This window comes from Nocardia sp. PLKS1-43 (assembly GCF_059510335.1).
On the sequence record NZ_JCAJZQ010000012.1, the window covers coordinates 122,486 to 142,053 of the forward strand.

The 19,568-nt window shown below is 67.3% G+C and carries 14 protein-coding genes; 6 read left to right on the top strand and 8 right to left on the bottom strand.

Annotated features, from left to right (window positions below):
* Positions 1 to 37 precede the first annotated feature (37 nt).
* Positions 38 to 739: a PadR family transcriptional regulator gene (locus tag AC5WS7_RS31980; protein ID WP_495958328.1), complete on the top strand. Its 702-nt coding sequence runs from the start codon at positions 38 to 40 to the stop codon at positions 737 to 739.
* 89 nt (positions 740 to 828) lie between these two features.
* Positions 829 to 3,207, top strand: a complete 2,379-nt coding sequence (locus AC5WS7_RS31985; RefSeq protein WP_495958329.1) for a DHA2 family efflux MFS transporter permease subunit — start codon at positions 829 to 831, stop codon at positions 3,205 to 3,207.
* A 21-nt stretch (positions 3,208 to 3,228) separates the two neighbouring features.
* Here the strand turns inward: AC5WS7_RS31985 and AC5WS7_RS31990 are convergent, their stop codons facing one another.
* Positions 3,229 to 4,866, bottom strand: a complete 1,638-nt coding sequence (locus AC5WS7_RS31990) for a molybdopterin-dependent oxidoreductase (RefSeq protein WP_495958330.1) — start codon at positions 4,864 to 4,866, stop codon at positions 3,229 to 3,231.
* A gap of 370 nt (positions 4,867 to 5,236) precedes the next feature.
* Between AC5WS7_RS31990 and AC5WS7_RS31995 the strand changes: the two genes are divergently transcribed.
* The 3 genes from AC5WS7_RS31995 to AC5WS7_RS32005 all read left to right on the top strand — a co-directional run bounded on the left by AC5WS7_RS31995 (position 5,237) and on the right by AC5WS7_RS32005 (position 10,021).
* Positions 5,237 to 6,274, top strand: a complete 1,038-nt coding sequence (locus tag AC5WS7_RS31995; RefSeq protein ID WP_495958441.1) for a S1C family serine protease — start codon at positions 5,237 to 5,239, stop codon at positions 6,272 to 6,274.
* Positions 6,275 to 6,947: 673 nt separating this feature from the next.
* Positions 6,948 to 7,988, top strand: coding sequence for an ATP-grasp domain-containing protein (locus tag AC5WS7_RS32000; RefSeq protein ID WP_495958442.1), 1,041 nt, complete (start codon positions 6,948 to 6,950; stop codon positions 7,986 to 7,988).
* A gap of 38 nt (positions 7,989 to 8,026) precedes the next feature.
* Positions 8,027 to 10,021, top strand: coding sequence for a hypothetical protein (locus AC5WS7_RS32005; protein WP_495958331.1), 1,995 nt, complete (start codon positions 8,027 to 8,029; stop codon positions 10,019 to 10,021).
* Between the two features lie 108 nt (positions 10,022 to 10,129).
* On the opposite strand, the gene AC5WS7_RS32010 is transcribed toward AC5WS7_RS32005, so the two are convergent.
* The 4 genes from AC5WS7_RS32010 to AC5WS7_RS32025 all read right to left on the bottom strand — a co-directional run bounded on the left by AC5WS7_RS32010 (position 10,130) and on the right by AC5WS7_RS32025 (position 15,509).
* Entirely contained in the window at positions 10,130 to 12,061 is a 1,932-nt protein-coding gene (locus tag AC5WS7_RS32010) for an AMP-dependent synthetase/ligase (RefSeq protein ID WP_495958332.1), read from the bottom strand.
* Between the two features lie 123 nt (positions 12,062 to 12,184).
* The gene (locus AC5WS7_RS32015) at positions 12,185 to 13,093 is read right to left on the bottom strand and encodes an alpha/beta hydrolase (protein WP_495958333.1); all 909 of its coding nucleotides are present in this window, start codon (positions 13,091 to 13,093) and stop codon (positions 12,185 to 12,187) included.
* A 20-nt stretch (positions 13,094 to 13,113) separates the two neighbouring features.
* Complete coding sequence (locus AC5WS7_RS32020) at positions 13,114 to 13,944, bottom strand: SDR family NAD(P)-dependent oxidoreductase (protein WP_495958334.1); 831 nt, start codon at positions 13,942 to 13,944, stop codon at positions 13,114 to 13,116.
* Positions 13,941 to 15,509 (bottom strand): flavin-containing monooxygenase, encoded by a 1,569-nt coding sequence (locus AC5WS7_RS32025; RefSeq protein ID WP_495958335.1) that lies wholly within the window; start codon positions 15,507 to 15,509, stop codon positions 13,941 to 13,943. The genes AC5WS7_RS32020 and AC5WS7_RS32025 overlap by 4 nt, the downstream gene beginning before the upstream one ends.
* 60 nt (positions 15,510 to 15,569) lie before the next feature.
* On the opposite strand from AC5WS7_RS32025, the gene AC5WS7_RS32030 reads away from it, so the two are divergent.
* Positions 15,570 to 16,202: a TetR/AcrR family transcriptional regulator gene (locus AC5WS7_RS32030; RefSeq protein ID WP_495958336.1), complete on the top strand. Its 633-nt coding sequence runs from the start codon at positions 15,570 to 15,572 to the stop codon at positions 16,200 to 16,202.
* 44 nt (positions 16,203 to 16,246) lie between these two features.
* Here AC5WS7_RS32030 and AC5WS7_RS32035 read toward each other — a convergent pair whose 3' ends face one another.
* The 3 genes from AC5WS7_RS32035 to AC5WS7_RS32045 form a co-directional block, all read right to left on the bottom strand.
* The gene (locus tag AC5WS7_RS32035; RefSeq protein ID WP_495958337.1) at positions 16,247 to 17,851 is read right to left on the bottom strand and encodes an MFS transporter; all 1,605 of its coding nucleotides are present in this window, start codon (positions 17,849 to 17,851) and stop codon (positions 16,247 to 16,249) included.
* Positions 17,852 to 17,858: 7 nt separating this feature from the next.
* Positions 17,859 to 18,368: an MTB12 C-terminal domain-containing protein gene (locus tag AC5WS7_RS32040; protein ID WP_495958338.1), complete on the bottom strand. Its 510-nt coding sequence runs from the start codon at positions 18,366 to 18,368 to the stop codon at positions 17,859 to 17,861.
* Positions 18,369 to 18,542: 174 nt separating this feature from the next.
* Positions 18,543 to 19,535, bottom strand: a complete 993-nt coding sequence (locus tag AC5WS7_RS32045; RefSeq protein WP_495958339.1) for a glycine betaine ABC transporter substrate-binding protein — start codon at positions 19,533 to 19,535, stop codon at positions 18,543 to 18,545.
* Between the last annotated feature and the right edge of the window lie 33 nt (positions 19,536 to 19,568).

A 19,568-nucleotide genomic window follows, 5' to 3' on the forward strand; every position in this document is an offset into this window, starting at 1 on the left:
CGATTGGAGTCCCGATCGACGAACAGGAGCGACCACGATGACCAAGCAGCCAGGGGCCACCTTGACGCCACTGGCGCTCGCGGTGCTCTCGCTGCTCGAGGAGCGGCCGATGCATCCGTACGAGATGTATCAACTGCTCGTGCAGCGCCGGGAGGACTTTCTGGTCAAGGTCCGTCCGGGCTCGCTGTATCACACCGTCACCCGCCTGGCCGAGCAGGATCTGGTGCGCGCCGAGGGCACCGACCGCGCCGGCAACCGTCCCGAACGCACCACCTACCGAATCAATCCCGCAGGCAGGACCGCCCTGCGGAACCGGATCACCGATATCATCCGTCGTCCCGTCCGCGAATACCCGATCTTCCCGCTGGCCATCTCCGAGGCGCACAACATGCCCGCGGGAGAGGTGCTCGAGCTGATCACCGAGCGCATCGGCTGGCTGAACAACGACCTCACCGAACTCGACGCCCTCCTGCAGTGGCTGCCCGCGAAACGGGTACCACGCCGCTACTGGATGGTCATCGAACACATCCGCGCACAGACCGACGCCGAAGTCACGTGGCTGCGCCGCATCAGCGCCGAGCTGCGGGACGGCACTCTCGAATGGGAGCAGTTCACCCCCGATGGCGAACGCATCGATACCTGTGAGACCGAGGATCTGGGGCCCGACTGGGGCACAGCCGTCACCGACGACGTGCTTGCCCAGCTGCGGAACGGCGGTGCGCACCCTGCCGGCCACTGAGGCGCGTCACCCGTGATGCGCGAGATTCCCCCTACGTCGTACCGATCGTTCACCGCGATCGTTCACCGCTCGATAGGACACAGACACCCATGACCACCCGACACAATCCCTGGCTGGCGTTGTACGCGCTGGTCGTGGGCTTCTTCATGATTCTGCTGGATATGACCATCGTCGCGGTGGCCAATCCGACCATCATGCACGACCTGAACACCGATATGACCAAGGTCATCTGGGTGACCAGCGCGTATTTGCTGACCTATGCCGTGCCACTGCTGGTGACCGGCCGGCTCGGAGACCGGTTCGGCCCCAAGAACATCTACCTGATCGGCCTGGTGGTCTTCACCCTCGCGTCGCTGTGGTGCGGTCTGTCCGGCAGCATCGAGATGCTGATCGCCGCCCGCGCGGTGCAAGGCCTGGGCGCGGCCCTGATGACGCCGCAGACGATGGCCGTGATCACCCGCACGTTCGCGCCGGACAAGCGTGGCGCGGCGATGGGTCTGTGGGGCGGCGTCGCCGGACTGGCGACCCTGGTCGGCCCGATCCTGGGCGGCGTCCTGGTCGATCAGTTGGGTTGGAACTGGATCTTCTACATCAACGTCCCGATCGGGGTGGTGGCCTTCGTCCTGGCGCTGTGGCTGGTGCCGGCCCTGGAGACGCACGAGCACCGGTTCGACTTCGTCGGCGTGGCACTGTCCGCAATCGGAATGTTCCTGCTGGTCTTCGGCATCCAGGAGGGCAACGCGCACAACTGGAACGCCTGGATCTGGACCATGATCATCGCCGGTGTCGTGGTACTGGGCCTGTTCGTGATCAACCAGGCGCGGAACAAGGGTGAGCCGCTGGTGCCGATGAGCCTGTTCCGCAACCGGAACTTCGCGTTGTCGAGTGTGGCGATCGCCTCGATGGGCGCGGCGATCACGGCTCTGATGGTGCCCGCCTACTTCTATCTGGAGGCGGTGCGCGAGTACTCGCCGACCCGGGCCGCGCTGGTCTTCGCTCCGATGGCGATCGTCACCGGTATCACCGCGCCGTTCATCGGCAAGATCTCCGACCGGATGCCGCCGCGAATCATCCCGACCATCGGCTTCGCGCTGTTCGCGGCGTCGATCTTCGGATTCGCTACTCTGATGAAGCCGGACAGCTCGATCGTGCTGTTCATCGTGATCGGCGGCGTCGCCGGTCTGTCCAACTCGTGCATCTGGGCTCCGCTGGCCTCGACCGCGACCCACGACCTGCCGATGGAACTCGCCGGTGCGGGCGCCGGCGTGTACAACACGACCCGGCAGATCGGCTCGGTCCTGGGCAGTGCGGTGATCGCCGCCCTGGTTTCCAACCGGATGGCCGCTCAACACCTCGGCGGAGGTCAGTTCTCCGAAGGGGCCGGCCAGACCAAGCTCCCGGAATTCATCGTGCACCCGTTCAGCACCGCGCTGAGCCAGTCGATGTATCTGCCCGCCGCCATCCTGCTCATCGGTGTCGTGGCCTCGGTCCTGTTCGTCAACAACAAGAGCGAGACACCGGCACCCGCGGTCGCCGACGCCGAAGCGCCCGCGGCGGCGCCGATCGACGAGGCGCCCGCAGCCGCCGCGACGACACAGTTCACCCCGGTCGACCGGGTCGGCGCTCAGCAATCCGCCACTCCGGCCGCCGGAGCCGGAAAACCGCTCTCGGTGCGGGTGCACCGGGAGGACGGACGGCCGGTATCGGGCGCGGCGCTCACGCTGATCGACCACAACGGACATCAGGTCGCCCGTGCCACCGGTGGCGACGACGGCGTCTACCGCCTCGCGGCCCCGGCTGCCGGACAGTACGTCCTGATCGCCGCGGCCAGCGGGCACCAGCCCGCCGCGGTCTCGGTCACCGCCGGCGACCGCGACGCCCTGTGGGAGGTGACCCTCAGCGGTAACGGCGAGCTGTCGGGTGTGGTCACCGCCGGTGGCGGGCAGCCGCTGGCCGGAGTCACGATCACCTTGACCGACACCCGCGGCGAGGTCGTCACCGCCGGGGTGACCGGCGGCGATGGCGCCTACGCCTGCCAGGGCACGATCGCCGGCAAATACACCCTGGTCGCGGTGGCCGAGGGCCGCCAGCCGCATGCCACGACGCTCACCCTTCCGGAGTCGGGCACGCTGCGGTACGACATCGAGCTGGCGTCGATGGCCGTGCTCAGCGGCCGGGCCTGGTCGGATTCGGACGTGGTCGCCGATGCCCAGGTGTCGGTCCTGGACTCGGCCGGCCGGGTGGTCGGCTCGGTGTTCACCGATGCCGAGGGCAACTACCGCATCCCGGACCTGCCCGCGGGCGACTACACCGTGGTGGCGCGTGGATATCCGCAGGTCAGCAGTCAGGTGTTGATCGACGGAGCGAACCTCACCCACGATGTGAATCTCGGTTACGAACTCACGCCCGAGGCGCGGCCCGCCGAATACAGCGGTGCGGGCTACGACCGGACGTCCGACCGGACGTGAGCCGCGCTGCCGGGATCTGCCTCACCCCGCTCGCACGGTGATCGACGGGTAACCGGTGGCACCGTCCGGGACGACGTCCCGGACCTCGGCGGTCTGTACCTGGCCGGTGCCATCGGTGGCGCGGGCACGGATGGTGTGCGTGCCGGGGGTCGGGGTCCAGTCGTAGACCCACTGTCGCCAGGTGTCGACGCTGGGTTCGGCGGCCAGGCGCGCGGATTGCCAAGGGCCGTCGTCGATCTGGACCTCGACCGCGTTGATCCCCCGATGCTGGGCCCAGGCCACGCCCGCGACCGCGACCCGGCCACGACTCACCGATGCGCCGTCCTTCGGGGTATCGATGCGGGTGCCGGTTTTGATCGGGCCGCGCTCGGACCAGCCTCGTTCGGTCCAATACGCCTGGGCCCGATCGAATCTCGTGATCTCGATATCGGTCACCCATTTGGTAGCCGAGACGTAGCCGTACAGGCCGGGAACGACCAGCCGCACCGGATAGCCGTGCTCGATGGGCAACGGTTCGCCGTTCATTCCGATGGCCAGCATGGCGTCGCGGCCGTCGGTGACGGTGGCCAGCGGACTGCCCGCGGTGAATCCGTCCACACTGCGGGACAGCACCATATCGGCGTCCGGGTGGGGTCCGGCCTCGGCGAGCAGATCGGCCAGGGAGTAGCCGAGCCACCGGGCGTTGCCGATCAGATCCCCGCCCACCGGATTCGATACGCAGGTCAACGTCACCAGTCGTTCGATCGGACGGCGCGCCTTCAAATCGTTGTAGCCGAGCCGGATTTCGCGATCGACCATGCCGTGCACCCGCAACGTCCAGGTCTCGGCGCTGACCTGCGGGACGGTGAGCGCGGTGTCGATCCGGTAGAAATCACGGTCGGCGGTGAGATACGGGGTCAGGCCGGGAATGCGCAGATCGGCCGCGGGATCGATCGGCGGCTGCGGCGACGGCGCGACCGGTAGCTGCACCGCGGCGCGCTCGGCGGAGACGCTGTGCAGTGCGGAACCGATGAACCGGCCCGCCACCCCGGCCGCCGCGGCCAAGGCTCCGACACCGACGAGCGCGCGGATCAGGCCCCGCCGATCGATCTCACCTGTCCGATCGTTCACACCGGAATCCGTTGTCCCGGAATCGGTTTCGCTCGCGACCAGTACCGTCGACTCGTACGCCCCGATCCGCCGAGTCAGCCCGCGCAGTACCACGATCGCCAGCCCGACCCCGATCACCGAGGGCAGCGCCCAGGTCCAGGACGCGCCCGGCCTGGTCACCGCGACACCGGCCGCCACCAGTCCGAACACGGCGAACAGCGCCGAACCGACCGGGCGGCGGGAGCGTTCGATCCGCCCGGCGAAGGCCGCCACGATGGCCGCGACGGCCGCCATCAGGATGAACAGCACCAGCTTGTCGTTGGTGCCGACGAGGGCGATCACCCGTTCTCGCACGCTGTCGGGGGTGTGGTCCACCACGGTTCCGCCCAGGGCGGTCAGCGGCGCACTGCCCGACCCCACCGGCGCGGCCACCAACTCCGCCGCCCCGAGGGCGAACCCCGCGGTGAGGATGCCGGCGGCCGTGCGCAGACCCGATCCGGCCGAATCGGGATCACCGCGCCGAGTCGCGCCGGTGCTCGACGAAGTCCCGCGCGTGCCAGAGGAGGTCATCTCGCGAGCGTACTGCCGGCGCGGGCACGTGTGACCGGCCGAGAGGCCCGGATTCGGGTCCGTCACGGATTCGTCAGAAAGCGGGCCTTCGCCCCGCGCGGGCCGTTCGGATATGGCGACGCTCACCGTGGCGGTTCCACGGCAACTCCCCAGCCCACTCTCAGGAACGGCGCGCTTAATTGATTGAGAGGTTCCTGACCAAAAGGACGTGATGACCGTGTATCCGAATCAGGGGAGCAGGCCCGGACAACCGGGTCCGTACGGAGCACCTTACGGACCGCATGCGCCGCAGGGTGGCCGTCCGCCGCGCCACGGGCTGGGCTTCACCGTCGTGGCCGCGATCGTACTGGCCCTCGCGGTGACCATCGGCATGGTCGCGGCGCGATTGACCGCGCCCGGCGCGGCCACGCGATCGCCGTTGGCACAGTCGCCGGGCATCGTGTCGCAACCGGTCGACTCACAAACCAGCACCGCTGATCTCACCGCCGCGGCGAACAAGGTCGTCCCCGGAATAGTCAACATCGACACCCAGCTGGGCCTGCAGAACGGCGAGGGTGCGGGCACCGGGATCGTACTCACCTCCGACGGTGAGATCCTGACCAACAACCACGTCGTCGAGGGCGCCACCAAGATCTCGGTCACCGATCTGGGTAACAGCAGAACCTATCCCGCGACGGTGGTCGGCTACGACCGTTCCGACGACCTCGCTGTGGTGCGGTTGTCCGGGGCGTCGGGCCTGCAGACCGCACCGCTGGGCGATTCGGATCGGGTTGCGGTCGGCGACGCCATCGTCGGTCTGGGCAATGCGGGTGGCACCGGCAGCCCGACCGCGGCCGCCGGCCAGGTCACTGGGCTGGACCGGTCGATCACCGCGAGCGACGAGGCCGCCGGCGCCGCGGAGAAGCTGACCGGACTGATCCAGGTCGCGGCGAATATCCAACCGGGCGATTCGGGTGGTCCGCTGATCAACAGCGCGGGACAGGTCGTCGGCGTGGACACCGCCGCATCACAGGGCTTCCGCCTCGGCACCATGAACGGCCAAGGCGGCGGGCAGGGCTTCGCCATTCCGATCAACAAGGCGTTGGCCGTCGCCAAGCAGATCCGGGCGGGCAAGAGCTCGAGCACCGTCCATATCGGTCAGTCCGCCTTCCTCGGCGTCTCGGTGAGCGATTCCAACAGCGGTGCGCTGGTCCGCAATATCGTCGCCGGCGGCCCCGCCGAGGAATTGGGTCTTGCTCCCGGAGACGTGATCACCGGCGTCGACAACACCGCCGTCGGCTCCGCCCTGGAGCTCACCGACGCCATGGATCAGCACCACCCCGGCGATACGGTCACCCTGAAGTTCATCGACCAGACCGGGCAAACCCAATCCGCCCGAGCGAAACTCGCTCAGGGCCCGGTCGGCTGACCGAGTATCCGCACGCGATACGGACCGGCACCGCACAATGCGGTGCCGGTCCGTTTCCGTTCCGACGACGCTCGGACAATGTCGACAATCCGATTGTTCGCCGATATCGACGTCGGAGTCGACCTTCCTATACCGCAACAATTTTCGAGCCCGACGGTGCGACGTAGCATCCGAGCCGCTCCGAAATTCCTCGAATCCGGGCGCCGATCGGCCGCCTCTGTTTGGCGCGATGCCCGCATGGGTACTCGCACAGAATGACGGCGACACGGGGTTCGATCCAACTGCCAACGCCCGGAAGCCGTTTCGATCACGTAGCCGCCGGATACCCGTGTCGACGAGGATATCGGGACACTCCGTCAGCGGCAAGAGATACGGATAGCGCGTAGCACACCGACCGCACCGCGATATCCGCGATGACGGCCCCCGAATCGCCATGCTGGGTCCCGGGGTCGAGAGGAGACCGGTCTTGTCGACTGCAACACGGGAATCGGCGATACGAAACCCGGACAAAGGTTATGTCGCCCTGTTGGGCTGGAGTTTGAGCGCCGTCGAAGCGGTGGATCGTTTCGATCGGCGCTATGTCGTGGTGGCCCCGGAGTGGGCCGAGGAATATTGCACCGAACACCGAATTCCTTATATCTGCTGGGATTTCGAGCGCCTCAACGATCGCTCGATGGAGATCGCGGAGACGCTGAAGGCCCGGGGCGTCGACGTCGCCATTCCGATCTTCGAGGAGACCGTCGAGTGGGCCGGGGCGATCAACTCGGTGCTGCTGGACAATCCTCGCCTGCTGGGCCAGGCGATGCTGCTGCGCGACAAGTCGTTGATGAAGCGCCGCGCCCAACTCGGCGGCATTCGCGTCGGGATCTTCGAGGAGGCGCACGAACGCGACGACGTCATCCGCTTCCTCAAGCGGGTCAATCAGACCCTGCTCAAACTCGATGGCGATCCCAACGATCCGATCCACATCAAGGCCTTCGACAAGGCGGGCTGCCTGGGACACCGCGTCATCCGCACACCCGACGAGATCGATTCGATACCCGACGAGGAATTTCCGCTCCTGATGGAATCGCATCTGGACGGTTGGGAATTCGCGGTCGAGGCGTGGATCCACGACGGCAAGATCTGTTTCCTGAACATCTCCGAATACGTGACTCTCGGGTATTCGGTATTCGTTCCGGCCACACCGGAACTGGAACGGTACCGGCCGGAGATCACTCGCCAGATCGAGAAGTTGATCAAGACGTTCGATATCGAATTCGGTTTCGTGCACCCCGAGTATTTCGTCACCAGCGACGGTGAGATGTATTTCGGCGAGGTCGCCTACCGGCCACCCGGTTTCAAGGTGTTCGAACTGCTCGAACGATGCTACGGGTTCAACGCGTATCACGCGCTGGTCCTGGCCTTCGATCCGAAGACGACCGCCGAGGAGATCGAGGCATTCTTCCCGAAGGAGGTGGTGGACGCGAAAGGGCATGCGGGCTGCTTCGGAGTTTATCCGCGGCGCCGCGTGGTCAGCCGCCTGGCCATGCCCGAGGAAACCGAGGACCACGACTACTTCGATTCACACGAGCTCACCCCGCCGCTGGAAGAAATGGTGACCAAACGCACTGCGTTCGGAAACCATTGGGGCGTACTGTACTTCTTCGGAGAGGACCCGTACACTCTCCGAAATCTGTTGAAGCGACAGGAAGAACTCGACTTCTACATTTGAATCCGTTGGACTGCAACGGCTCACGGGAGGACCGGAGATTGAGTCCACTCAGCAGCGACAGCACGGCGTTGGACAAACGCCTTGCCGCGCTGGACGATGCCACCGGATCCCTCGCGGCCGCAGCCGATTTCGGTAAGCAGGTCAAGCTCACGAGGGTTCTGGGCACACTACGGCGGGTGCTGCCCCTGCCCGGCGGATGCGCGGCGGTGCGGGCACGCGCGGCCGGGCTCGAATCGGCGGGGCTGTTCCTCGGCACGGACTGGGCGACTCCGGAGATCCTGATCCCGGCGCTGAGCACGGGCTCACTGCGCAGCCCGAATCCCGACACCGTGGTCCTCGAGACGGTCAGCGACCTGCGTCTGCTGGCCGTCGCCAAGGGCGAGTACACGCATCCCTCGATTTCGGCCGAACAAGCCCACGACCACCTGTCGCAGGTGCTGGCGACCAATCTGTCCCTGCTGTTCACCCCGCCCTCGGAAGCCGAGCGGGAACAGCAGGGCCGCATGGCGCTGGCTTCCCGGGAACTGCTGCACCACCTGGTCCAGGAGATCGGGTACGAGAAGGTGCTCGAGCATCTGATCGAGGAGATCTGGCGCATCCTGCGCCAGCGACCCATTCAGGTGGATTCGGTCAAGCGGATGATCACCCAGATCGCCGTGGCGCGGGCCAATCCCGATATCGATCTGGGCGCCGGCGCGCTCGGCGCGGACCGGCTGATCAGCAGCCTCTACAGCACCACCGACGCGTGCCGGGAGGATCCCGGCGTCGAGGTGTACCTCGCCCGGCTCGAAGCGATGGACGATGCCGCTCTGCAGTCCGAGGCAACGGGTTTCGCGCGGTCCATGCACGACACCGGACTGGTCTCGCCGTATCACGCGACGCTGCTGCGCCATCTGCTCGGCAGGGGTGAATATCTGCTCGCCGAGGCGATGGGACTGTCCAGTACCGGGCGTGACTGCCTGCTCTGCTACCACGAGCTGGTCCGCACCCTCATCGAACGCGCCGTACATCCCGAGACGGCCCAGTGCGTCTACGGTCTCGCGTCGCTGCTCGAACGCGGCATCCTCTATCAACCGCCGGTCGCCCCCGCGATGTGGCGGCAGCTCCGGCTGGAGTTGTCCGCCGGCTCGCGCGCCCGGTTGAACCAGGTGTTCGGCCCCTCCCCCGATGCGGGAGCTCGGCTGCTGGCCGGTGTGCTGTCCATGCTGGGCCTGCCGCTGGGCGTCGGCCAAGGCGACAATCCGACGTGCCAATCGGCGCGCGCGCTATCGATGTGGGCCTACAACGACCCCGACTACCTGTTGCAGACCGTGGCCTGGGCGGCGCGTGACGACGAGGTCGTCATGCATTTCGAAGGGCAGGCCATCTCCTCACGGGAACTCGCGCCGGGTGGCGCGACGACGTTGAACATCGACCTGGATCCGGTATCGCTGCTGGTGGTGCCGCATCTCGACCGGATCTACGCGGAGATGGGGCGGCGCTGCATCGGACGCGCGGGCGATCCACACCGCTGGATCAATCCGGAATTCCACGGCTGGTGGTCCGGACGCGGATTCCGGATCAATGTCGACGTGGCCACCGGCGCGCTGACCGACCTGGACGAGTTCCTGCGGCACTTCTACGCCAGCTATCACCCGTTCTACAACGGCAACCAGCCACTGATCCACCCACAACCCGCCGGTATCGCCGTCACCGACAGCGCGGCCCGATTCGTCGGCTGGCATGCGATCACGATTTTGCGGGTCAGCCTGGACCCCCAGGACCAGATGCGGGTCTACTTCTACAACCCCAACAACGACAGCGGCCAGGATTGGGGTGACGGCGTGGTCGTCGGCACGTCCGGGCACGGCGAGCGTTCCGGTGAAGCCTCGCTGCCGTTCGAGCAGTTCGCCTCACGTCTGTACATCTTCCATTTCGACCCGCTCGAGCACGGCGAATCGGCCTCGATTCCGCCCGACGAACTCGAGCGCGTGACCGGCTACATCCACCGCAGCTGGGGTGCGGACCGGCTCGGTATGGACGCCGAGAACTGAACGGCCGCAAGCCGATTCACGCCGAATCGATCCGATCCGACGCGAACGGCCCACCCGCAGTACGCGAATGGGCCGTTCACTCCGGAAACAATTGTCCCGCAGCAGGACTCAGCTGTAGATGGCCTCCACGTCGGCGGCGTAGTTCTTCATCACGACCGCGCGCTTGAGCGACATCTTGGGGGTCAGCTCCCCGCCCTCCTCGGTCCAGTCGACCGGCAGGATGCGGATCTTCTTGATGGCCTCGGCGTGCGAGACCAGTTTGTTGGTGTCCGCGACCGCGGCGTCGATCTCCGCGACCAGGTCCGGGTTCTCGATCAGCTTCTCGATCGGGGTGTCCGCGGGCAGGTTGTGACGATCCTTCCAGCCGGGCAGGGCCTCCGCGTCCAGGGTGATCAGCGCGCCGATGAACGGTTTGCCGTCACCGACCACCATGACCTGGCTGATCAGCGGGTTCGAGCGCAGCGAATCCTCGAGCATGGCCGGGGAGACGTTCTTGCCGCCGGCGGTGACCAGGATTTCCTTCTTGCGGCCGGTGATGGTGATGAAACCGTCCGCATCGATCGCGCCCAGGTCGCCGGTCTTGAACCAGCCGTCGGCGAAGGCGTCCTCGGTGGCCGCGTCGTTACCCCAGTAGCCGGAGAACACGACCGGGCCGCGCACCAGCAGTTCGCCATCCTCGGCCACCTTGGCGCCGTGGCCGGGCAGCGGGCGGCCGACCGATCCGACGCGGGTGTACTGGGGCGTGTTCACCGAAATCGCCGCGGTGGTCTCGGTCAGGCCGTAACCCTCGCGAATGTTGACGCCGACCCCGCGGAAGAAATGTCCGAGCCGAGGGCTGAGCGGGCCGCCGCCGGAGACCGCGGACTCGCAGCGACCGCCCATCGCCTCGCGCAGCTTGCCGTACACCAGTTTGTCGAAGACCGCGTGCTTGACCTTCAGCACCAGGCCGGGCCTGCCGTTGTCCAGGGCCTGGCTGTAGGCGATGGCGGTATCGGCCGCGGCGTCGAAGATCGCGCCCTTGCCGCCGTCGTGCGCCTTCTGCTTCGCACCGTTGAACACCTTCTCGAATACCCGCGGCACCGAGAGGATGAAATCGGGCTTGTACTGGCCGAACTGCTCGACCAGGGTGGACCAGTCGGCGGTGTGCGCGACGGTGACGCCCGCGTCGAACGCGGCCAGCGCCACCGCCCGCGCGAAGACGTGCGCCAGCGGCAGGAACAGCAGCGAGCGCTTGCCCGGCCGCAGATCGTGCGGCATGACCGCGCGATCCGCGGCCGATTCGGCGTAGAGGTTCGCATGCGAGAGCATGACGCCCTTGGGCCGCCCGGTGGTGCCCGAGGTGTAGATCAGCGTCGCCGGGGAGGCGGCCTTGACCTGAGCGCGACGCTCGTGCACGACGGCATCGTCGAGATCCGCACCCCGACGGGTGAATTCCTCCACCGCGCCGTATCCATCGGGCATGAGCGGGGGCGCTGCGTGGTTACGCTCCGCTGCCGCCTCAGTATCCGACGCCGGCGCTTCCGAGGGCCCTGCGTGGTTACGCAAGCTGCCTCCTCCGGGCGCGCCGGGCGCTGACCCGCTCACGCCGGCGGTCAGCAGCAGAGTTTCCTTCAGTTCCGGCAGGGCGGACTCGATCTCGCCGATCATCGCGCGCTGCTTGGGCGTTTCGACGACCAGCAGCTTGGTCGCCGAATCCTGCAGGATCCACTTGGCCTGCTCGGCCGAGGAGCTGTCGAAGATCGCGACGGTGCAGCCGCCCGCGGCCCAGATGGCGAAATCCAGGACCACCCAGTCGTACTGGGTGGAAGCCAGGATCGCGACCCGGTCGCCGAGTTCGATGCCGGTGGCGATCAGCCCTTTCGCCACGCCTGTGACGGCCTGCGCGAACTGCTTGGCAGTCACATCGGTCCAGCCGCCCTTACCGTCCGGCCTGTTGAACACCACCAGGCCGGGCGTGCGCTCGGCATGCCGGAAGACGCCGTCGGAGACGTTGACGTCCTCGGGGATGGTGTAGGTAGCCGGGACTTCGAACTCTCGCATCGGTGCCCTTCCACGTGGTTTACTCACCAGTAATTTACGCTAGCCGACCCAGCGGCCGACTCGGGACCGCCGCAGCGGCCACGACCGGGCCGTCTCCCGGCGCCGGATCGTTCGCACATCATCCTATGGTCGGGTTTGCGCAGGTTGCAGCGATTCGCCGAGGAAGTCGGCGAGCTCGCGCATCGCGACCGCCGCCGGGGCGACCAGCGATGCCTGGAGCTGGGACACGTGCCACAGTCCGTGCGTCACCGAGAAGCGGGTCGGCACGTCGGCCGCGCGCAACGCCGCCACCAGGCGAACGCACTGGGTGTACAGCATCTCGCCCTCGTCGGCCTGGACGTAGGTCGGCGGTAGTCCGCTCAGCTCGCCCAGCAGCGGTGCGTAGCCGGGATCCAGCGCGTCACCCTCGCCGAGGTAGGCGGCGGCGCAGGCCTGCGACCAGGGCCGGCTGACCACCAGATCCCGCTGCCGCGGCGCGGATTCGTTCGGATCCGACCACGGCGCGATCAATCCCAGTGCGGCGGGCCGGATCTCGTGCCGGTCGATCAGGCGGCGGGCCAACGCCAAGGACAGTCCGCCACCGGCCGAATCCCCCGCTACCGCAAGGCTTTCCGGATGCAAGCCGGTGGACAGCAATTCCAGATAGGCGGCCTCGGCGTCGTCCAGGGCGGCCGGATACGGATGTTCGGGAGCGAGCCGGTAATCCAGCAGATACACCGGACGGCCGAGTTCGCGGGCCAGGTGCGCGGCCAGCGAGCGGTGCGTGGCGATCGACCCGATGGTGTAGCCGCCGCCGTGCAGGTACAGCAGCGCACCCGCACCGGCGTTCGAACCGGAGGTGATCCGTTCGGCCGGGCGAGCGCCCAGGCGCATCCGGTGCACGCGGGTGTCCGGCGGCAGCACCTGCAGCGCCGACCCGGCGTCCAGCAGTGCGCGCTGCACGACCCACGGCAGCCGGGAGTGCATCGCGTACCGGAACATCGGGTGCAGGACCGCGCGGGCGATCGGCAGCGGCAGCGAAACAGCGGGCATGGCGGGAACTCTCATACCGATCAGGGCAGGAACCGCCGGTTCACCAGATTGGCGATCCGTTGGTAGTACGAGCCGGTGGTCCGCACGAACAGGTCCAGAGCCTTCGCCTCCCAGCCGATCAGCACCCGGCCGTGGCCCTTGGCCACGCCCTCGGTGATGGTCTGTGCGGCCATCTCCGGGGTGTGCAGGGCCAGCTGCTTGTCGAAGAACGAGGCGAACTGCTTGGCGTCGATCCCCTCGGCGTAGGTGGCGTTGCGCGCCACGGCGGTCTTGATGCCGCCGGGGTGTACACAGGTGACCTTGACCGGATGCTTGCGCGCCAGCATCTCCTGACGCAGCGATTCGGTGAAGCCGCGCACCGCGAATTTGGCCGCGTTGTAGGCGCTTTGGCCGGGAACGGCGATCAGCCCGAACAGGCTGGACACGTTGATCACGTGCCCGGCGCCGGATTCGATCAGATGCGGCAGAAATGCCTTGGTGCCGTTGACGACTCCCCAGAAGTCGACATCCATGATCCGCTCGATGTCCTTGAACTGCGAGTCGATCACCTCGCCGTGGAAGGCGATGCCGGCGTTGTTGTAGATCTGGTGGATGACGCCGTAGTGCTTCTTCACCTCGTCGGCGTAGAGCAGGACGGCCTCGCGCTCGGCGACGTTGAGCCGGTCGGACTTGACCTGCGCTCCCAATGCCTCACAGCGGCGGACGGTTTCGGCCAGCCCGTCGGTATCGATGTCGGAGAGCGCGAGCTTCGCGCCGCGGCGGGCCAGATTCTCCGCCAGTGCGCGTCCGATCCCCGATCCGGCGCCGGTGATCACGCAGACCTTGCCGGTGAAGTACGCGTCGTTGCTCACTTGCCTGTCACCACTTTCGCTGCGGGCCGCGCCTGCGCCCCGGATGTGTCGGAATCGGCCGCGGTGCTGGTCCGATACGCCGCGACGTCGAAGGTTTCCAGCAGCCTACGGAATCGGAACGTGAAATCCGGCCACAGCGTGGTGTTGTTGCCGTGCTTGTCCAGATACCAGCTCGCGCAGCCGCCGGTGCTCCACACGCTGCCGGCCAGCTTGTCCTGCAGGCCGCGGTTGAAGGTGTCCTGGGTGTCCTTGCGCACCTCGACGGTGCGCAGGCCCGCGCGATCGAAGGTGGCGACCGCGTCGGCGATGTAGTTGATCTGCGATTCGATCATGTACACCATCGAAGTGTGCCCGAGGCCGACGTTCGGGCCGAGCAGGAAGAACATGTTCGGGAAGTTGGCGATCGCCGACCCCTTGTACGCCTGCTGACCGCCCTCGTCGAAGACCTCGGTCAGGGTGCGCCCGTCACGACCCGAAATCGTCTCGTACACAGGCGAATCGGTGACGTGGAAACCGGTGGCCACGATGATGGCGTCGACCTCGCGCTCGGTGCCGTCCTTGGTCACGATCGAGCCGGGACGAATCTCGGCGATGCCGTCGGTGACCACGTCGACGTTGGCGCGGCCCAGCGCCGGGTAATAGTCGTTGGAGATCAGCATGCGCTTGCAGCCGATGCGGAAGTTCGGGGTGACCTTCTCGCGCAGTTCGCGATCGCGCACTTCGAAACGCAGCTTGGCGCGGGCGATGGTCTCCAGCGCCAGCATCGCGGGCGGGAATTTCGCCAGGCCGACGACCTGCGTCTCGCGGGCGGCGTAGATGGCCGCGCGGGACAACTTCTGTACGCCCGGAACGTATTTGAAGGCCAGCCGCTCCGGCAGCGTGTACGGCCGGTCCATGCGCGGCAGCAGCCACGGTGCGGTGCGCTGGTACAGATCCAGGTGCGCGACCTCCGGCGCGATCGAGGGCACGATCTGAATCGCCGAAGCGCCGGTGCCGATCACCGCGACACGCTTACCGGTCAGCTCCGCGGCGTGATCCCAGCGCGCGGAGTGGAAGATCTGTCCCTCGAAGGTGTTGATGCCCTTGATATCCGGCAGATTCGGTTCGCACAGCGCGCCGACCGCGGAGATCAGAATGTCGGCGGTGAACTCGCCCCGGCTGGTCCGCACCTCCCACCGGGCCTCGGCCTCGTTCCAGCGCGCGCCGGTCATCTCGCAGTCGAACACGTGCTTGTCGCGCACGCCGTACCGCTCTGCGACGCCCTGGATGTAGCGCTGGATCTCCGGCTGTTTGGAGAACGACCGCGACCACTCCGGGTTGAGCGCGAAGGAGTACGAGTACAGCTGGGAGGGCACATCGCAGGCCGCGCCGGGATAGGTGTTGTCCCGCCAGGTTCCGCCGACGTCGCCGCCGCGCTCGAGCACCAGATAGTCCCGCACGCCCTGCTGGCTGAGCCGGATGGCCATGCCCAGCCCGGAGAAGCCACTGCCGACGATCAGGACGTGCACGTGGCGGGCCGGTTCCCCCTGATCACCGACACCACTGTCTGTAACCTTGCGACTCATGTATCCGAGCGTAAGGGCTTATTGAGCCGGAGTCAACAGTATTGACTCACGTTCAGTAGGATGGTCGCCGTGACCGGAAGAACTGCGGGCAGAAACGGTAAGCGGGTGCGCCTGAGCCCCGACGAACGCCGTCGTCAGCTGATCGCCCTGGGCACCCGGATGCTGCGCGAACGCGCGCTGGAGGATATTTCGATCGGCGCGGTCGCCGAACAGGCCGGCATCTCGCGCGGCCTGCTGTTCCACTACTTCTCCTCCAAACAGGAGTTCCAGCTGGCGATCGTGGCCAACGCGAACGCCGAACTGCTGGCCCGCACCGAGCCGGACCGCAGCCTCGCGCTGGGCGATATGCTGCGCGACGCGGTGCGCCGCTACGTGGAGTACGTCAGCGAGAACCGCACCTCGTACCTGGCCCTGCTGCGGCGTCCCGCCGGAACCGAACTCATGGCCCTGGTCGATGCGACCCGCGGCGCGCAGGCCGACCGCATCATGGCCGAGATTCCGCTGCCCCCGGACCATCCGGACCGGCCCCGGCTGGAATTGGCCGTGCGCGGGTGGATCGCCTTCGTCGAGGAGGTCACGCTGAGCTGGCTCACCGCGGAGACGGTCACCCGCGAGCAGCTGATCGACATGCTCGTCGAGTCACTGCCCGGCCTCGCCGCCGACCCGACGCTGATCACGCTGCTGCGCAACTGAATCCACGCATTCCGGCTCGCCGGGTGCGCCCGGAATCGAAGCCGTCAGGTCTCGTACTCGTATCCCGCGCGATCGTATCGAGGCAGCGAGATCGCGGTCAGCGCCGCGGCGAGCAGGATCATGACGGCCGAAACCAGCAGCGCCACATCGAGTCCGCGGTGGAACGCCGCGTAGGTGGCGGTGATGACCTTGTCGACGATGGGACCATAGGCTGCCGAGGCGGCCTGATCGCCGCCCGCGGGCACGTTGCCGGTCTCGATGGCGTCGATCACGATGGCCTGGAAATTGGCCGGGATCTGCAACTGGTTCAGCCGAGAGGTCAAGTCGGAGTTGAGGAACGAGTTGACCAGCGAGCCCAGGGCCGCGACGCCGACGACCGCGCCGACCTGGCGCATGGTGTTGGTTGCCGCGGCCGCCATACCCGAGTGTTCGGCGGGAACGCCGGACAGCACCGCCGAGGTCAACGGCACCACCGCGATGCCGAAACCGATCCCGGCAAGCATCAGCGCCAGCGCCAGCGCCGTGAAATGCACTGTCACGCCCAGGAATTCGCGACTGAGCAGAATTCCGGCAGCACCCAGCACGCAGCCCGCGATCATCGGCGTGCGCGAACCGCGCGCGGCCACCCAGAAACCGGAGATCAGCGAGCCGGCGATGATGGCCACCGCCATCGGCGCGAAGACGGCCGCGATCCGCCAGCCCGAATAATTCACCACCTCCTGCAGATACAGCGCGGTGAAGAAGAAGATCGAGAAGATGCCGAAATACACCGCGAACGCGACGATCAGGGCGCTGCGCACCAATGGTCTTCGCAGATAGGCGAAGTCGAACATCGGATTGCGGGCCCTGGCCTCCGCCACCAGAAATGCCACTCCGGCGATACCGCCCACGACGAACAGCGTGATCACCGAGGCGGCGCTGTAGCCGATCTGTTCCCCGGAGATGCCCGCGTAGATCACGCACGCCAGAAATGTCGCGCCCAGCACGAATCCGGGCAGATCGACCGGGCCGGGCTGCGGATCGGCGCTCTCGGGAACGTAGCGCAGCGCGGCGAACAGCACCACCGCGCCGATGATCAGGTTGAACCAGAACACCGCTCGCCAGCCGAACGCGCCGACCAGCAGACCGCCGACGACGGGTCCGGCGGCCAGCGCCAGCCCCGAGACCGCCGCCCACGCACCCAGCGCCTTGGCCCGCGCGCCGCGCTCGGGATAGATGTGCCGGATCAACGACAGCGTCCCGGGCTCGGAGGCGGCCGCACCCAGCCCCATCACCGCGCGCCCGCCGATCAGCACCGCGACCGACCCGGCCAGCGCCGAAAGCACCGATCCCGCACAGAAGATCACCAATCCGGCGATCATCACGCGTTTGCGGCCCCAGCGGTCGCCCAGCGATCCGGCGGTCAACATGAGGCTCGCGAAGACCAGGGTGTAGGCGTTGACCACCCACTGCAGCGACACCACCCCGGCGTGCACATCGGATTGAATGTTGCCGAGGGTGACGCTGACGATCGTGGTGTCCAGGAACGTCACGAACAGCACGGCGGTCACGATGGCCAGCGCGACCCGTGGCCGCTCGGCGCCGCCGCGCGCGGATGCTCGCGAGATCACGTTGTGCCACAGCGGTTTCGACGACTCCGTGCGGGACATGTCCGGCTCAGGACGTCGGCGCGGGAGTCGGGGTGGGACTGGGCGCGGCGCAGACCGGCGGCGGATTGCCCTCGAGCGTCAGCAGCGCGCAGAACGTCGCCGCGGTGACCTTCCAGGTGCCGTCGATGCGGACCGCCGTCCCGGACTGTCCGGCCAGCGCGGGTTTGCCGTTGAACAGGATGGTGTACGTGACATCGGCATGGTCGGTGCCCGAACTGGCCACGTTCGACACCGTCGCGGTGGTGCTCTTGGCCATCGAGGAATCGGCCTGGGCCTTGATCGTGGCCGCGAACGCCTGGCCGTTCTCCAGCAGTGCGATCTTCTGATCGGCGGTGGTGGCCCCGTCGAAGAAGCGCTGGTAAGTAGTGGTGACCGCCTGGGTCACGCTGGGTGGGTGACTGCTGCCGGCGGCCGGACCGCCGGACTTGCTGTTCGACCCGCCGCAGGCGGCGGTGCTCAGCAGTGCGGCCAGCGCACAGGCGGTGAGTGCGCGCGCGACGAGCGTCCGATTGAACATGCCTGCGCCTCCCTCGGGTGGCTGCTTGATCAACCCACCTGAGATTACTCGCCGGATTCGACCGATGGGCCCGGTTCGACGCCGCGGCCCGCGGCCTCGAATCGGCCGGAATCCCGGGCAACATATCGGCGAATCCGACAGGAGCCGATACGGCCGAACCTACCGGACGCGCACCTAGAGGTCGTGCTCGTCCAGCCAGCTGCGCGCCAGGTCGGCGGCCGAGGCGTGCTCGTCGCGCAGACGGCGGACCATCGTGGTCAGATCCTCCGTGGTGAGCTCGCCCGCGACGTAGTTCAACTTCTTGATCCGGGTCTCGGTCAGTGATCCCTGCCGGAACAGCGGCACTATGTTCTGCGCGCGGAACGCGTAATCCGGATCGGCGGCCACCACCAGATCACCCGGTCCGCCGGGCAGCAGCGTCGCCGCGGCGGTCAGCACGCCGGCCTGAATTCGCCCGCCCCGCAACGCGTTCCGCAGCGCGGTATCGTCCGGGTAGACAGTGTAGTGGGTGATATCGCAGCCATAGGTTTGCCGCAGCGGGTTCAGCACGTCGCGCTGCGGGTCCGGTGCTGGACGCAGTGGGTCCAGCTCGCTCCCCGTGGCGATCCCCACCGACAGCTCACCGCAGTGCGCGGCCAGGTCCGGCAGCGCATGCGGTACGCGGGCGGCCGTGGCGGCGGTCAGCACGAAATCCGGGCGCAGGTCGGTGCCGTCGGCGATATCGGAGATCACCAATCCCTCGGGCATGGCCCGGCTCAACGCATCCGACACCGAGGAGCCGGGCGCGGCCTGTGCGACCGTCGTTCCGGTCGCCTCGCTCGCCTTCGCCGCGGCCGCGTCCGGATCGGAGATGCGCGCGGCCGAGCGGGAGTCCAGTGCGGTCAGCAGATCGCCGCTGTCGTCACCGACCAGGGTCACCCGATCCGCGTCCAGGGCGGCCAGATAGTCTCCGCGCCCGCCCAGTCGCGTGCGCACCGCGGTATGCGCGCCGGTGCTGGCCAGGGCTCCGGCATAGATTTCGGCGATCAATTCCGATTGCGCGGAACTGCCCGCACCCACTGTGATCGTCTCCCCGGAATCGCTGTGCGAACACGAGACGACCAGCGTCAACGCCGTCGCGGCGAGCACCGCTCGAGTCGCCGTTCGCAGCGACGCTGCCAATTCCATCCGGCGACACCTACTCCCGTTAGATAGTCAGAA

What these genes read in the sequence shown, in the direction of transcription:
- AC5WS7_RS32045 (WP_495958339.1), bottom strand. Translation starts at nt 19,535, where the DNA reads ATGGAATTGGCAGCGTCGCTGCGAACGGCGACTCGAGCGGTGCTCGCC.
- AC5WS7_RS31995 (WP_495958441.1), top strand. Translation starts at nt 5,237, where the DNA reads ATGGTCGCGGCGCGATTGACCGCGCCCGGCGCGGCCACGCGATCGCCG.
- AC5WS7_RS32000 (WP_495958442.1), top strand. Translation starts at nt 6,948, where the DNA reads ATGGAGATCGCGGAGACGCTGAAGGCCCGGGGCGTCGACGTCGCCATT.
- AC5WS7_RS31980 (WP_495958328.1), top strand. Translation starts at nt 38, where the DNA reads ATGACCAAGCAGCCAGGGGCCACCTTGACGCCACTGGCGCTCGCGGTG.
- AC5WS7_RS32025 (WP_495958335.1), bottom strand. Translation starts at nt 15,509, where the DNA reads ATGAGTCGCAAGGTTACAGACAGTGGTGTCGGTGATCAGGGGGAACCG.
- AC5WS7_RS31985 (WP_495958329.1), top strand. Translation starts at nt 829, where the DNA reads ATGACCACCCGACACAATCCCTGGCTGGCGTTGTACGCGCTGGTCGTG.
- AC5WS7_RS32015 (WP_495958333.1), bottom strand. Translation starts at nt 13,093, where the DNA reads ATGCCCGCTGTTTCGCTGCCGCTGCCGATCGCCCGCGCGGTCCTGCAC.
- AC5WS7_RS32030 (WP_495958336.1), top strand. Translation starts at nt 15,570, where the DNA reads ATGGTCGCCGTGACCGGAAGAACTGCGGGCAGAAACGGTAAGCGGGTG.
- AC5WS7_RS32035 (WP_495958337.1), bottom strand. Translation starts at nt 17,851, where the DNA reads ATGTCCCGCACGGAGTCGTCGAAACCGCTGTGGCACAACGTGATCTCG.
- AC5WS7_RS31990 (WP_495958330.1), bottom strand. Translation starts at nt 4,866, where the DNA reads ATGACCTCCTCTGGCACGCGCGGGACTTCGTCGAGCACCGGCGCGACT.
- AC5WS7_RS32040 (WP_495958338.1), bottom strand. Translation starts at nt 18,368, where the DNA reads ATGTTCAATCGGACGCTCGTCGCGCGCGCACTCACCGCCTGTGCGCTG.
- AC5WS7_RS32010 (WP_495958332.1), bottom strand. Translation starts at nt 12,061, where the DNA reads ATGCGAGAGTTCGAAGTCCCGGCTACCTACACCATCCCCGAGGACGTC.